This is a genomic window from Sulfitobacter sp. 1A13496 (assembly GCF_043557225.1).
Classification (GTDB): domain Bacteria; phylum Pseudomonadota; class Alphaproteobacteria; order Rhodobacterales; family Rhodobacteraceae; genus Sulfitobacter; species Sulfitobacter faviae.
In genome coordinates, this window is record NZ_JBIFFP010000004.1 from 130,517 (window position 1) to 144,196 (window position 13,680).

The window sequence follows — 13,680 nt, forward strand, 5'->3', positions numbered from 1 at the left end:
CTCGGAAAGAGGTAAATAGGTCAGCATTGCTGTCTTTTATTTACTTTGGCGCTCTCGTATACGAGCCTTCTGACGGAATTTGTCGAAGGAACGGGTATATGGCGAAGCAGGTCATGCTAAAATTTACAGACGTTGCGCGGGATATGCCCGAAAAACGCCCGCCCGATTTGCGCCGGACGGATTTCGATGAAATTTACGCCGAATATGCGGATGCAAAAGCGGCAGAACAGTCGAGCCGGTGCAGCCAATGCGGCGTGCCCTACTGCCAGACCCATTGCCCCCTGCACAACAACATCCCCGACTGGCTGCGCCTGACCGCCGAGGGGCGTCTACAAGAGGCCTATGAGATCAGCCAGGCGACCAATACCTTCCCCGAGATCTGTGGCCGTATCTGCCCGCAGGACCGCCTCTGCGAAGGCAACTGCGTGATCGAACAGTCGGGCCATGGCACCGTCACCATCGGCTCGATTGAGAAATACATCACCGACACCGCTTGGGAGCAGGGCTGGGTCAAACCCGCCGCCCCGCGCGAAGAGCGGCCCGAAAGTGTCGGCATCATCGGCGCGGGCCCGGGCGGTCTGGCGGCGGCGGATATGCTGCGCCGCGCGGGCGTGCAGGTCACCATCTATGACCGCTACGACCGGGCCGGCGGCTTGCTGACCTATGGCATTCCCGGCTTCAAGCTTGAGAAAGACGTGGTTGAGCGCCGCAATGCGCAGTTGGCCGAAGGTGGCGTGACCTTTGAGTTGAATTGCGATGTCGGTGTCGACATCAGCTTTGGCGCGATCCGGGGCAAGCATGATGCCGTGATCATCGCGACTGGCGTCTACAAAACCCGTGAGATCGAAGCCCCCGGTGTGGGTGGTTTCGGCGTGGAACGGGCGATCGACTTCCTCACCGCCTCCAACCGCAAGAGTTTTGGCGACACGGTCGAAGAATTCGAAAACGGCCGTCTGAACGCCGCGGGCAAAAAGGTTGTCGTGATCGGCGGCGGCGACACGGCGATGGACTGCGTGCGCACCTCGATCCGTCAGGGTGCGGAAAGCGTCAAATGCCTCTACCGCCGCGACCGGGCGAATATGCCGGGCAGTCAGCGCGAAGTGCAAAACGCCGAGGAAGAGGGCGTGATCTTTGAATGGCTGAGTGCGCCCAAGGGCTTCGTCGGCGATCCGGTGACCGGCGTCATGGTGCAGAAGATGCGCCTTGGTGCTCCGGATGTGACAGGCCGTCAGGCGCCCGAGGTTATCGAAGGCGCGGATTACGTCGAAGAGGCCGATCTGGTCATCATGGCGCTTGGCTTTGAGCCTGAAGACCTACCAACGCTTTGGAACGAGCCGGAGCTGCCGGTCAACCGCTGGGGCACGATCAAGGCCGATTACGTCACCGGGGCGACCGCGCTCGACGGGGTCTATGCCGTGGGCGACATCGTGCGCGGGGCGAGCCTTGTGGTTTGGGCGATCAAAGACGGGCGCGACTGCGCGCAGGCGATCCTTGACGATTTCAACGGCGCGCAGCGCATCGCGGCGGAGTGATGGCACCGGGGCGGCCCTGCCGCCCCGCCCCCTGCGGCGCTGCCCGAGACCAAGAGTGAAATAGACGTGACGCCCGACGGCCCTGCCTTTGCCAGCGCGCACGAGAACAAAACCAAGGCCCAAGTCAAAGCAGGATTTGCGGCGTTTGTGGAAGGAACCAAGCCATGACCAAATATGATGACGCCTGGGTGGCCCGCGAAGAAGCCAAACGCGCGATGATGGCCGAAAAGGGAATGTATAGTTTCGAGGAAGAGCATTCCTCCTGCGGCGTGGGCCTCGTGGTCAACATCAACGGCGAGAAGACCCGCGAGGTCGTGGTCAACGGGATCAACGCGCTCAAGGCGATCTGGCACCGCGGCGCGGTCGACGCCGACGGCATGACCGGCGATGGCGCGGGCATCCATGTGCAGATCCCCGTGCCCTTCTTCTATGAGCAAGTCCGCCGCACCGGCCACACCCCGCGCGAAGACGAGTTGATCGCCGTCGGTCAGGTCTTCCTGCCGCGCACCAACTTCGCCGCGCAAGAGACATGCCGGACCATCGTGGAGACCGAAGTGCTCCGCATGGGCTACTACATCTATGGCTGGCGACATGTGCCGGTCGACATCTCGGTGCTGGGTGAAAAGGCCAATGCGACCCGGCCCGAGATCGAGCAGATCCTGATCTCCAACGCCAAGGGCGTGGATGAAGAGACCTTTGAGCGCGAGCTCTACGTGATCCGCCGCCGCATTGAGAAAGCCGCCATCGCGGCGCAGGTGCCGCAGATGTATATCGCTTCGATGTCCTGCCGTTCGATCATCTACAAGGGCATGATGCTGGCCGAACAGGTGGCGGAGTTCTATCCCGACCTGAAGGACGACAAATTCATCAGCGCCTTCGCGATCTATCACCAGCGCTATTCCACTAACACTTTCCCGCAGTGGTGGCTGGCGCAGCCCTTCCGCATGTTGGCCCATAACGGTGAGATCAACACCCTCAAGGGCAATATGAACTGGATGAAGAGCCATGAGATCCGCATGGCGAGCGCGACCTTTGGCGAGATGGCCGAGGACATCAAGCCGATCGTGGCCTCCGGCTCCAGCGACTCCGCGGCACTCGACTCGGTCTTCGAAGTGCTCGTGCGCGCGGGCCGCTCCGCGCCGATGGCCAAGACGATGTTGGTGCCGGAATCCTGGTCTAAACAGGCCGTGGAACTGCCGCAGGCGTGGCGCGACATGTATTCCTATTGCAACTCCGTCATGGAGCCTTGGGACGGCCCCGCCGCCCTAGCGATGACCGATGGCCGCTGGGTCTGCGCCGGGCTTGACCGCAACGGGCTGCGCCCGATGCGCTATGTCGAAACCTCGGACGGCATGTTGATCGCCGGTTCCGAAGCCGGGATGGTGCCGCTGGACGAGGCGCGCGTCGTGGCCAAGGGCGCGCTTGGCCCCGGGCAGATTATCGCGGTGGATATGGCAGAGGGGAAACTCTTCCATGATACTGAAATCAAAGACAAACTAGCCGCCAACCAACCCTTCGGCGAATGGGTCGGCAAGATCACCGAGATGGATGGTGTCCTTGCCGGTGTCACCGAAAAACCGTTGTTCGAAGGCGCCGAGTTGCGCCGCCGTCAGGTGGCCGCGGGCTATACCATCGAAGAGTTAGAACAGATCCTCGCGCCGATGGCCGAGGACGGCAAGGAAACGCTGGCCTCGATGGGCGACGACACGCCTTCGGCGGTGCTTAGCGGCCAGTACCGCCCCCTGAGCCATTTCTTCCGCCAGAACTTCAGCCAAGTCACCAACCCGCCGATCGACTCCTTGCGCGAATTCCGGGTGATGAGCCTCAAGACACGGTTCGGCAACCTCAAGAACGTGCTCGACGAAGACAGCTCGCAGACCGAGATCATCGTGCTCGACAGCCCCTTTGTGGGCAACGCGCAGTTCGATGAGCTGATGGCCCAGTTCAAAGTGCATACAGTCACCATCGACTGCACTTTCGAGCCCGGCAACGGCAATCTGAGCGCCGGTCTGGCGCGCATCCGGGCCGAGGCGGAAGACGCCGTGCGCTCGGGCGCGGGGCATCTGGTGCTGACCGATCAGCACAGCGGTGCTGACCGCGTGGCGATGCCGATGATCCTTGCCACCAGCGCGGTGCACAGCCACCTCGTGCGCAAGGGGTTGCGGACCTTTACCTCGCTTAACGTGCGCTCTGCCGAATGTGTCGATCCGCATTACTTCGCCGTGCTGGTGGGCTGCGGTGCGACCGTGGTGAACGCCTATCTGGCCGAGGATTCCCTCGCCGACCGGATTGAGCGCGGATTGCTGGACATGACCCTGACGCAGGCGGTGCAGAAATACCGTGAAGCGATCGATCAAGGTCTGCTCAAGATCATGGCGAAGATGGGGATTTCCGTGATCTCGTCCTATCGCGGCGGTCTGAACTTCGAGGCGGTGGGCCTGTCCCGTGCCATGTGTGCCGAGTATTTCCCCGGCATGACCAGCCGCATCTCCGGCATCGGTGTCGTCGGCATCCAGCGCAAGGCCGAAGAGGTTCACGCCAAGGGCTGGCAGGGCGACGGTGTCGTGATGCCCATCGGTGGCTTCTACAAGCTGCGCCGCTCGGGTGAGAAACACGCTTGGGAGGCGAGCAGCATGCATATGCTGCAAATGGCCTGCAACAAAGCGTCCTACCAGATGTGGCAGCAGTATTCGAAAAAGATGCAGAGCAATCCGCCGATCCATCTGCGCGACCTTTTGGACATCAAGCCGCGCGGCAACCCGGTGCCGTTGGAGGAGGTGGAGAGCATCACCTCAATCCGCAAGCGTTTCGTAACGCCGGGCATGTCGCTGGGGGCGCTGTCGCCCGAGGCGCATAAGACGCTGAACGTGGCGATGAACCGTATTGGCGCCAAGTCTGACAGCGGCGAGGGCGGCGAAGATCCGGCGCATTTCGTGCCTGAGGCCAATGGCGACAACCCCTCGGCCAAGATCAAACAGGTCGCCTCGGGCCGTTTCGGTGTGACGGCGGAGTATCTGAACCAGTGCGAAGAGTTGGAGATCAAGGTCGCGCAGGGCGCCAAGCCCGGTGAGGGCGGCCAGCTTCCGGGCATGAAGGTCACCGACCTGATCGCGCGGCTGCGGCATTCGACGAAGGGGGTGACCCTGATTTCGCCCCCGCCGCACCATGATATCTACTCGATCGAAGACCTCGCGCAGTTGATCTACGACCTCAAGCAGATCAACCCGCGCTGCAAAGTAACCGTTAAGCTCGTCGCTTCGAGTGGCGTCGGCACGATTGCTGCGGGCGTGGCCAAGGCCAAGGCCGACATCATCCTGATCTCGGGCCACAACGGCGGCACCGGGGCATCGCCTGCGACCTCGATCAAATACGCGGGTCTGCCGTGGGAGATGGGCCTCACTGAGGCGCATCAGGTTCTGTCGATGAACAACCTGCGCGACCGGGTGACGCTGCGCACCGACGGCGGGCTGCGCACTGGGCGCGACATCGTCATGGCGGCGATGATGGGGGCCGAGGAATACGGCATCGGCACCGCGGCACTCATCGCCATGGGCTGCATCATGGTGCGCCAGTGCCAGTCCAACACCTGCCCCGTCGGCGTCTGCACGCAGGACGAAGCGCTGCGCGGCAAGTTCACCGGCAATGCGGATAAGGTCGTTAACCTCATCACCTTCTACGCACAGGAGGTGCGGGAAATTCTCGCCTCCATCGGGGCGCGCAGCCTTGATGAGGTCATCGGCCGTGCGGACCTGCTGACGCAGGTCAGCCGAGGCTCGGCGCACCTTGATGATCTGGATCTGAACCCGCTGTTGATCACCGTCGATGGCGCGAATGAGAACGTCTATGACCGCGACAAGCCGCGTCAGGTCGTGCTCGACACGCTGGACGCGCAGATCGTCCGCGATGCCGCGCGCTTCCTTGAGGACGGTGAGAAGATGCAACTGTCCTATGCCGTCCAAAACACGCACCGGACCGTCGGCACGCGGGTGTCGAGCCATATCGTCAAGCGCTTCGGGATGCGCAATTCGCTGCAACCGGACCACCTAACGGTGAAGCTGACCGGCTCGGCTGGGCAGTCGCTGGGGGCCTTTGCCGCACCGGGGCTCAAGCTCGAAGTCTCGGGCGATGCCAATGACTATGTCGGCAAGGGTCTGTCGGGTGGCACGATCGTGGTGCGGCCTTCGATGGCGAGCCCGGTGGTGGCGTCGGAGAATACGATCATCGGCAACACGGTGCTTTATGGTGCGACGGCGGGATACCTCTTTGCCGCGGGCCGGGCGGGCGAGCGTTTTGCCGTCCGCAACTCGGGCGCGCATGTGGTGATCGAAGGCTGCGGCAGCAACGGGTGCGAATATATGACCGGCGGTGTGGCGGTGATCCTTGGTGAGATCGGCGCGAACTTTGCTGCCGGGATGACCGGGGGGATGGCCTATCTCTATGATCCCGAAGGCTCGGCCCATAAGTTGATGAACGCCGAAACCATCGTGACATGCCCGGTCAGCGTCGATCATTGGCTCGATCAGTTGCACGGTCTGCTGGAACGCCATGTCGCCGAGACCAAGAGCCGCAAGGCCGCCGATATCCTTCAGCATTGGGAGACCGAGAAGCACAACTTCTTGCAGGTCTGCCCGAAGGAGATGTTGGTGCATCTGCCCGCGCCGCTCAGCGTGGAAGAGGCGGCGGTTCCGGCGGAGTAACCTTTGCCCCGCGCGGCTCCGGTCGCGCGGGGAGGGCCATCGGCTTGCTTCCGGGCCGGGGTGGTAGACGGAACGGGATGCGCTACCTCCTCCGCATCGGAGGACTCCATGCATAAAATTCTGATCGCCATCGCCTTTGTCACCGGCCTTGCCGCTTGCACCGACACCGCCCCGCGCGGCGGGGGTGACATCCTCGTCTTGGGCGACTCCATCATGGCGTGGAACGGGGGTCGGGCCATCCCTGATGTCATCGCCAGTCAAACGGGTCGCAACGTCACCAGCCGCGCCGTGCCGGGCGCTCAGTTCGACAATGCCTCGACCGTGGCCTCTGCCGTCGGCTTTGACATCCAGCAGCAGTTCCCCGGCGGGCGCTGGAACTGGGTGGTGGTCAATGGCAGCGCGAATGACCTGAACGCCGATTGCGGCTGTGGCGCCTGCGGAGCCGCTGTCGATGCGCTGATTGCGCCGGATGGTCAAAGCGGTAGCATCCCTGCCTTCCTGCAACGTCTTCGCGCCCAGACCGGCGCGCAGGTCATGTGGATGGGGTATTACGCAGGCTCCGGTTCGGGCGCCTTCGCGGGCTGCCGTGATGATCTGGTCGAAATCGAATCCCGCATCGCCCGCTTCGCCGCGCGCCGCCCCGGGGTCCATTTCGTCGATTCCGAAGATGTGATCGACCGGGGGGATCGCGGGCTCTTCGCTCGCGACAACGTACACCCCTCGGCCCGAGGCTCTGCCCGGATCGGGGCCTACCTCGCCCAAGAGATCACCGCGCGTGAGAGCCGTTCACAAAATCCCGCAGACGGCCTATAGCTGATCTATGGCGACACGGAAAAAGACCGCCCCCAAGGGTAAGAAATCGAGCAAGAGCAGCCCCTCGCTCAAGAAACGCGCGCGCCGTTGGGCCTTGCGCGCCTTGGCGCTGGCCTTTCTCTTGGCGGTGCTGTTGGTGCTGCTCTTCCGCTTCGTCAATCCGCCCACGGGTTTCTACATGTTCTCGGAATCGCGCCGTTTGGGCGGGGTGCAGCGGGACTGGGTGCCGCTGGAACAGATCGCCCCCGTGATGGCCCGCGCCGCCGTGGCGGCGGAGGATGCGAATTTCTGCAATCACTGGGGTTTTGACATGCAGGCGATCCGTACCGCGATCGAGAACGGCTCGGCCCGCGGGGCATCGACGATCAGCCAGCAGACCGTCAAGAACGTTTACCTTTGGCATGGTCGCTCGTGGCTGCGCAAGGCGTTGGAGGCCGGGATGACCCCGCTGGTCGAAACGCTCTGGCCCAAGCGGCGGATCATCGAGGTCTATCTGAATGTGGCCGAGTTTGACGAAGGCGTCTTTGGCGTTGGTGCTGCGGCCCCGCATTACTTTGGCGTGGCGGCGGCGGACCTCAGCCCGACGCAGGCCGCGCGCCTTGCCGCAATCCTGCCCGACCCGAAAGAGCGGTCCGCCTCGCGCCCCGGTGACTTTACCCGCAAGCGCACGGCGCAGATCATGGACGGGGCGGCGACCATCCGCGCGGACGGTCGCGCCGCCTGTTTCGAGAGTTGAAAATCCCCGCGCAAGCAGGCATGGAAGAGTGCAATCCCTTTAACCACACGGACTTTATATGACGGCTCGCTTGTTTCACGTTCCCTTGTCCCCTTTCTGCCGCAAGGTGCGGCTTAGCCTTGGGGAGAAGAAGATCGAGGTGGAACTGGTCGAGGAGCGCTATTGGGAACAAGACCCCGATTTTCTGCGCCGCAACCCGGCGGGCAAGGTGCCGGTGCTGCGGCTCGACGGCATCATGATGGCGGAAAGCGCCGCGATCTGTGAATATATCGAAGAGACCCGCCCCGAGGCGTCCTTGCTGCCCAGTGACCCGGTGCAGCGCTTGGAAGTGCGACGTTTGGTCAGTTGGTTCGACGACAAGTTCCACGACGAGGTGACCTCGAAACTGCTGTATGAGCGGGTCAACAAGAAGGTCACCAAACAGGGCTACCCCGACAGCAAGAACGTCAAGGCCGGGGCCAAGGCGATCAAATATCACCTCGACTACATGGCGTGGCTGCTGGATCACCGCCGCTGGCTGGCGGGCGACGTGATGACGCTGGCCGATTTCGCCGCCGCCGCGCATCTGTCCTCGCTCGACTATATCTCAGACGTGGATTGGAACCGCTCTGACGTGGTCAAGGATTGGTACGCCAAGATCAAGTCGCGCCCGGCCTTCCGCTCGATCCTCGCCGATCAACTGCCGGGCTTCCCGCCGCCGCTGCATTACAACAACCTCGACTTCTGATGCCTGCCGCCCCCTGCGCCGAGATCGGGCCGGAGGCTCTGAAGGCGCGGGTGGTGGCCCGGGCGCTTGAGGAAGGCTTTGTCGCCTGCCGCATTTGCCGCCCCCAAGACGTGCCCGAAGTGCCCGAACGGCTCGCCCGCTTTGTCGAGGCCGGGTTTCACGGACAGATGGGCTGGATGGAAGAGCGGATGCATTGGCGGGGCAACCCCGCTGCCCTCTGGCCCGAGGCGCGGTCCGTCATCATGCTGGCCGAAAGCTACACCCCCGAACATGACCCCCGCGCGGTGTTGGAGCATCCCGACAAGGGCGGGATTTCGGTCTACGCACAGGGGCGCGATTACCACGATATCGTCAAGAAACGGCTGAAGCGGCTGGCGCGGTGGCTGATGGAAGAGGCCCGCGCGCTCGATCCGGAGGTGAAGGTTTTCGTCGATACCGCCCCGGTGCCGGAAAAGGCGCTCGCGCAGGCCGCGGGGCTCGGCTGGCAGGGCAAACACACCAACCTGCTTGGCCGGAAGTTCGGCAATTGGGCTTTTTTAGGCTCTGTTTTCACCACCCTCGATCTGCCGCCCGACGACCGGGAGGTGGACCACTGCGGCTCTTGCCGGGCCTGTCTTGAGGCTTGCCCCACGGATGCTTTCCCCGCGCCCTATCAACTCGACGCGCGGCGTTGCATTTCCTATCTGACGATCGAACATAAAGGGCCGGTCGATCTGGAACTGCGCGAGAAGATGGGCAACCGGATTTATGGCTGTGACGACTGCCTTGCCGCTTGCCCGTGGAACAAGTTCGCCGTGGCAGCCAGCGATATGCGCTATCATGGTCCGGCGGTGCAGCCCGCCGATCTGGCCGAGCTTGCGGGCCTTGACGATACCGCTTTCCGCGCGCGCTATTCCGGCTCTCCGATCAAACGGATCGGGCGGGATCGTTTCGTGCGCAACGTGCTTTATGCCATCGGCAATTCCGGGCTGGCACGGCTGCGCCCTGTAGCGCAATCTTTGACCGAAGACGCTGATCCCACCGTGGCGGATGCCGCGCGTTGGGCGGCAGCGCGTTTGGCATAGGAGGCACGCCCATGGCGGTGTTATTGGGCGTCGACACGGGCGGCACCTATACGGATGCGGTGCTGATCCGCGATGAGACCGAGGTGATCGCCACCGCCAAGGCGCTGACCACCCGCGCCGATCTGGCCGTCGGTGTCGGCAAGGCGGTCAGCGCGGTTTTGGCACAATCCGGCGTGGCGGCCGAAGAGATCGCCATTGCCTCCCTCTCTACCACGCTGGCGACCAATGCTCTGGTCGAGGGGCAGGGCGGGCGCGTCGCCTTGATCTATGTCGGGTTTCGGGCGGCGGATCTTGAAGCGCATGGGCTGTCGGAGGCGCTGCGCGGGGACCCATTTCTGCTGCTCTCCGGCGGGCATGATCACGCGGGGGCAGAGGCGGCGCCGCTGGACGAACCGGCCCTGATCGCCTTTTTAGAGACACATCGGGCAGAGGTCAGCGGCTTTGCCGTGGCCAGCCAATTCGCCACGCGCAACCCCGCGCATGAGCAGCGGATCGCGGAACTGGTGGCAGAGGTCACGGCGCGCCCCGTCTCGGCCTCTCACAGTCTCTCGGTCAAGCTGAACGGGCCGAAACGGGCGCTTACGGCGCTGTTGAACGCGCGGTTGATCGGCATGATCGACCGGCTGATTGGCCGCGCAGAGGATCAATTGCGCCATCTGGGCATCTACGCGCCGTTGATGGTGGTGCGCGGCGATGGCGCCCTGATGTCGAGCGCACAGGCCCGCGAACGGCCCATCGAGACCATCCTCAGCGGCCCTGCGGCGTCGCTGGTGGGCGCGCGCTGGTTGACCGGGGCAGAGACGGCACTGGTATCGGATATCGGCGGCACGACGACCGATGTGGCCCTATTGCGCGACGGTCGCCCGGCGATTGACCCGGCGGGCGCGCAGGTTGGTCCCTACCGCACCATGGTCGAGGCGGTCGCGATGCGCACCCACGGGCTGGGCGGTGACAGCGAGGTGCATTTCACGTCTGAGGGGCTCACCGCAGGCGTGACCCTTGGGCCGAAGCGGCTGTTGCCGATCTCTCTCATCGCGGTCGACGCGCCGGAGGTGGTGCATAGCGCCTTGGATGCGCAGCTGCGCCGCAGCGTGGTGGCAGAGCACGATGGCCGCTTTGTCCGCGCCGTAGAGGGGCAGGGGGTCGAAGGTCTGGCCCCGCGCGACTTGGGCCTGCTGGACCGGATCGGCGGCGACGTTTGGCCCTTGGGCGATGTGCTGCGGAACCGGGTCGACCAAAGCGCTTTGGCGCGGTTGGTCGCACGCGGGTTGGTGCAACTGGCAGGGGTGACGCCCACGGATGCGAGCCATGTGACGGGGCATCTTTCTGCATGGGATGCCGATGCCGCGCGCAAGGCGCTAATCCTGTTCGGGCGCAAGCGGGGCGGTTCGGGGCTGCGGTTCTGCCCCGACCCTGATGACCTCGCCCAGATCATCCTCGACCGTTTGACCGAACAGACGACTTTGGCCCTTTTAGAGACTGCATTCGCCGAGGAAACCGCCGGTTTCGACCTGCCGCCAGAGGTTCTGGCGCGCCATGTGTTGATGCAGCGCGGCCTGTCGGGACATCGTGGCGTGCTGCGGATCGATGCGGGGCTGAACTTACCTGTCGTGGGATTGGGCGCCTCGGCGGCGACCTACTACCCGCCGGTGGGCAAAAGGCTGGGCAATGAGATGATCTTGCCCAAATACGCCCATGTCGCCAACGCCATCGGCGCGGTGGTGGGCCGGGTCACCATGCGCGAAAGCGCGACCATCACCGTTCCGCAAGAGGGGGTGTTTCGCCTCCACCTCGCCAATGGCCCACTGGATTTCCCGACCGCTGAACGCGCCTTGACCCAAGCGGAGCGCGCTTTGACCGAAGCCGCCCGCGCCCGCGCGCGAGCAGCCGGGGCGGCGGAGATTGAATGCCATGTCACGCGGGATATCCGGCTGGCGGATGTGGAGGGGCGGGAGGTTTTCGTGGAGGCCGCGCTGACCGTCGAAGCTTCGGGCCGCCCGCGGGTGGCGGTGGGCTAACCCCCGGCGCGGAGCCGGGGGCAGCGGTTCATTCTGCGGCGTCGCGTTTGGGCAGGACCCAATCGGCGCGGGGGAAGTGGCAGGTGTAGCCATTGGGCAGCCGCTCCAGATAATCCTGATGCTCGGGCTCGGCCTCCCAGAAGTCGCCCACCGGCTCAACCTCGGTCACCACTTTGCCGGGCCAGAGGCCGGAGGCTTCGACATCGGCGATGGTGTCTTCGGCGACGGCTTTCTGTTCGTCGTTCACATAGTAGATCGCCGAACGGTAGCTCATCCCGATATCGTTACCCTGACGGTTCACCGTGGTCGGGTCGTGGATCTGAAAGAAGAATTCCAGCAACTCGCGGTAAGAGGTCTTGGCGGGGTCGAATATGATCTCAATCCCTTCGGCATGGGTGCCGTGGTTGCGGTAGGTCGCATTGGGCACGTCGCCGCCGGTATAGCCGACGCGGGTCGAGACCACGCCGGGACGGCGGCGGATCAGGTCCTGCATGCCCCAGAAACAGCCTCCGGCCAGCACTGCGCGTTCGGTTGTCATGTCACATTCTCCACTTGGTTGAGATATTCACCATAGCCTTCGGCTTCCATGTCGTCACGGTGGATGAAGCGCAGGGAGGCGGAATTGATGCAATAGCGCAGACCGCCCCGGTCGGGCGGGCCATCGGGGAAGACGTGGCCAAGGTGGCTGTCGCCGTGTTTGCTGCGCACTTCCGTGCGGACCATGCCGAGCGAGGCGTCTTCCAACTCTTCAACGTAGGCAGGCTCGATCGGTTTGGTGAAGCTCGGCCAGCCACAGCCGCTTTCGTATTTGTCGGAGGAGGCAAAGAGCGGCTCGCCCGAAACGATGTCGACGTAGATGCCCGGTTCCTTGTTGTCGAGGTATTTGCCGGTGCCGGGGCGTTCGGTGCCGCTGCGTTGGGTGACGTGGAATTCTTCGGGGCTCAGCGCGTCAATCGCGGCGTTGGTTTTTTCGTATTGCGGCATGGCGTCCTCCGTTCATGGGCTTGGCCTATTAGATGGGGTGTGGCGGTGAAATTCAAAGGGGGTGCGCCTCACACTGGCGTTACGCTTTGCGCTGGCGCGAGATTTGAACGGCGAGGATGCCGCCGGCGATGATCGCGACGCCAAGGATGTCGCGCGGCCCCAGCGTTTCGCCCAGCAGCAGCGCTGCGATGGCCACGCCGAAGAAGGGGTTGAGGAAGTGAAAGGTCGCCGCCCGCGTAGCGCCGATGCGGTTGACCAGCCAGAACCAGACCACAGTGGCGGCAAGGCCGGGGACAAGGCAGGTATAGGCGAAGGCCAGCGTCAGGCGCAGGCTGGGGTCGATGCGGGGTGTTTCGAACAAAAGCGTCGCGATGGAGAGGGCGACGCAGCCCACGAGCATTTGCAGACCGACCACCATGAGGAAATTGCCGCCCGAGGTTGCCCCCCGCACCAGCAGGGTGGCGGCGGTGAGGGCGACGACGCCGATGGCGCAGAGGATGAGGCCGTAGAGGTCGACTTGCCCGCCGAGGCGCGCGCCCATGATGATGGCGACGCCGACGACACCGGCGAAGAGACCCGCGATGCCCAAGGGGCGCAGTTTCTCGCCCAGAAACGCCCACGCCGCGAAGCCCACGAGCAGGGGCATGGTGGAGGCGATGATCGCGGCGAGGGAGGCTTCGATCGTTTGCATGGCGATGAAGTTGAGGCCGAGGTAGACCGCGTTTTGCAGCACGCCGAAGATGATCGTCGCCCGCCACTGCGCCGGGGTGAGCCGCCAGCTTTGCCCCAAAGCCAGCGCGATGCCAACGCCGATCAGGCCGGAGATCAGGTAGCGCAGGGAAAGGGCCAGCAGGGGAGAGGCGTCCATCACGATGATGCGGGCTGAGGTGAAGGCCGAGGACCACATCACGGCAAAGGCCAGCCCCATGAGAATTGCGCGGATGTCCATGAAATGCCCCCTGTGCTGAACTTGCTAAGGAATGGCGGGTTTGTAGGGGGAGGGCAAGGTGGGTTTGGTGGGATATGCCACCCGGCCCGGAAACAGGCCGTAGGCGATGGCCCTCCATCAATCCCTCCAACAAAAAAGGGCCGTCCGAAGACGACCCTTT

Annotated in this window: 10 protein-coding genes; 7 read left to right on the top strand and 3 right to left on the bottom strand. The window is 63.9% G+C overall.

Annotated features, from left to right (window positions below):
- The first annotated feature begins 98 nt into the window (after nt 1-98).
- The 7 genes from ACGYLX_RS11200 (at nt 99) to ACGYLX_RS11230 (ending at nt 11,587) form a co-directional block, all read left to right on the top strand.
- Entirely contained in the window at nt 99-1,532 is a 1,434-nt protein-coding gene (locus tag ACGYLX_RS11200) for an NAD(P)-dependent oxidoreductase (protein WP_394449487.1), read from the top strand.
- A 164-nt stretch (nt 1,533-1,696) separates the two neighbouring features.
- On the top strand, nt 1,697-6,229 hold the full coding sequence (gene gltB, locus ACGYLX_RS11205; RefSeq protein ID WP_394449491.1) for a glutamate synthase large subunit: 4,533 nt from the start codon (nt 1,697-1,699) through the stop codon (nt 6,227-6,229).
- A gap of 108 nt (nt 6,230-6,337) precedes the next feature.
- Entirely contained in the window at nt 6,338-7,042 is a 705-nt protein-coding gene (locus ACGYLX_RS11210) for an SGNH/GDSL hydrolase family protein (protein ID WP_394449493.1), read from the top strand.
- A gap of 7 nt (nt 7,043-7,049) precedes the next feature.
- The gene (mtgA, locus tag ACGYLX_RS11215; RefSeq protein WP_394449495.1) at nt 7,050-7,778 is read left to right on the top strand and encodes a monofunctional biosynthetic peptidoglycan transglycosylase; all 729 of its coding nucleotides are present in this window, start codon (nt 7,050-7,052) and stop codon (nt 7,776-7,778) included.
- A gap of 58 nt (nt 7,779-7,836) precedes the next feature.
- On the top strand, nt 7,837-8,505 hold the full coding sequence (locus ACGYLX_RS11220; RefSeq protein WP_067263858.1) for a glutathione S-transferase family protein: 669 nt from the start codon (nt 7,837-7,839) through the stop codon (nt 8,503-8,505).
- Nucleotides 8,505-9,569 (top strand): tRNA epoxyqueuosine(34) reductase QueG, encoded by a 1,065-nt coding sequence (gene queG / locus ACGYLX_RS11225; RefSeq protein ID WP_394449497.1) that lies wholly within the window; start codon nt 8,505-8,507, stop codon nt 9,567-9,569. The genes ACGYLX_RS11220 and queG overlap by 1 nt, the downstream gene beginning before the upstream one ends.
- An 11-nt stretch (nt 9,570-9,580) precedes the next feature.
- Entirely contained in the window at nt 9,581-11,587 is a 2,007-nt protein-coding gene (locus ACGYLX_RS11230; protein WP_394449499.1) for a hydantoinase/oxoprolinase N-terminal domain-containing protein, read from the top strand.
- 28 nt (nt 11,588-11,615) lie between these two features.
- Here ACGYLX_RS11230 and msrA read toward each other — a convergent pair whose 3' ends face one another.
- The 3 genes from msrA to ACGYLX_RS11245 all read right to left on the bottom strand — a co-directional run bounded on the left by msrA (nt 11,616) and on the right by ACGYLX_RS11245 (nt 13,520).
- On the bottom strand, nt 11,616-12,125 hold the full coding sequence (gene msrA / locus ACGYLX_RS11235; RefSeq protein ID WP_168612444.1) for a peptide-methionine (S)-S-oxide reductase MsrA: 510 nt from the start codon (nt 12,123-12,125) through the stop codon (nt 11,616-11,618).
- Nucleotides 12,122-12,571 (bottom strand): peptide-methionine (R)-S-oxide reductase MsrB, encoded by a 450-nt coding sequence (msrB, locus tag ACGYLX_RS11240; protein ID WP_067263849.1) that lies wholly within the window; start codon nt 12,569-12,571, stop codon nt 12,122-12,124. The genes msrA and msrB overlap by 4 nt, the downstream gene beginning before the upstream one ends.
- Before the next feature lie 79 nt (nt 12,572-12,650).
- Entirely contained in the window at nt 12,651-13,520 is an 870-nt protein-coding gene (locus ACGYLX_RS11245; RefSeq protein WP_394449501.1) for a DMT family transporter, read from the bottom strand.
- Nucleotides 13,521-13,680: the final 160 nt, after the last annotated feature.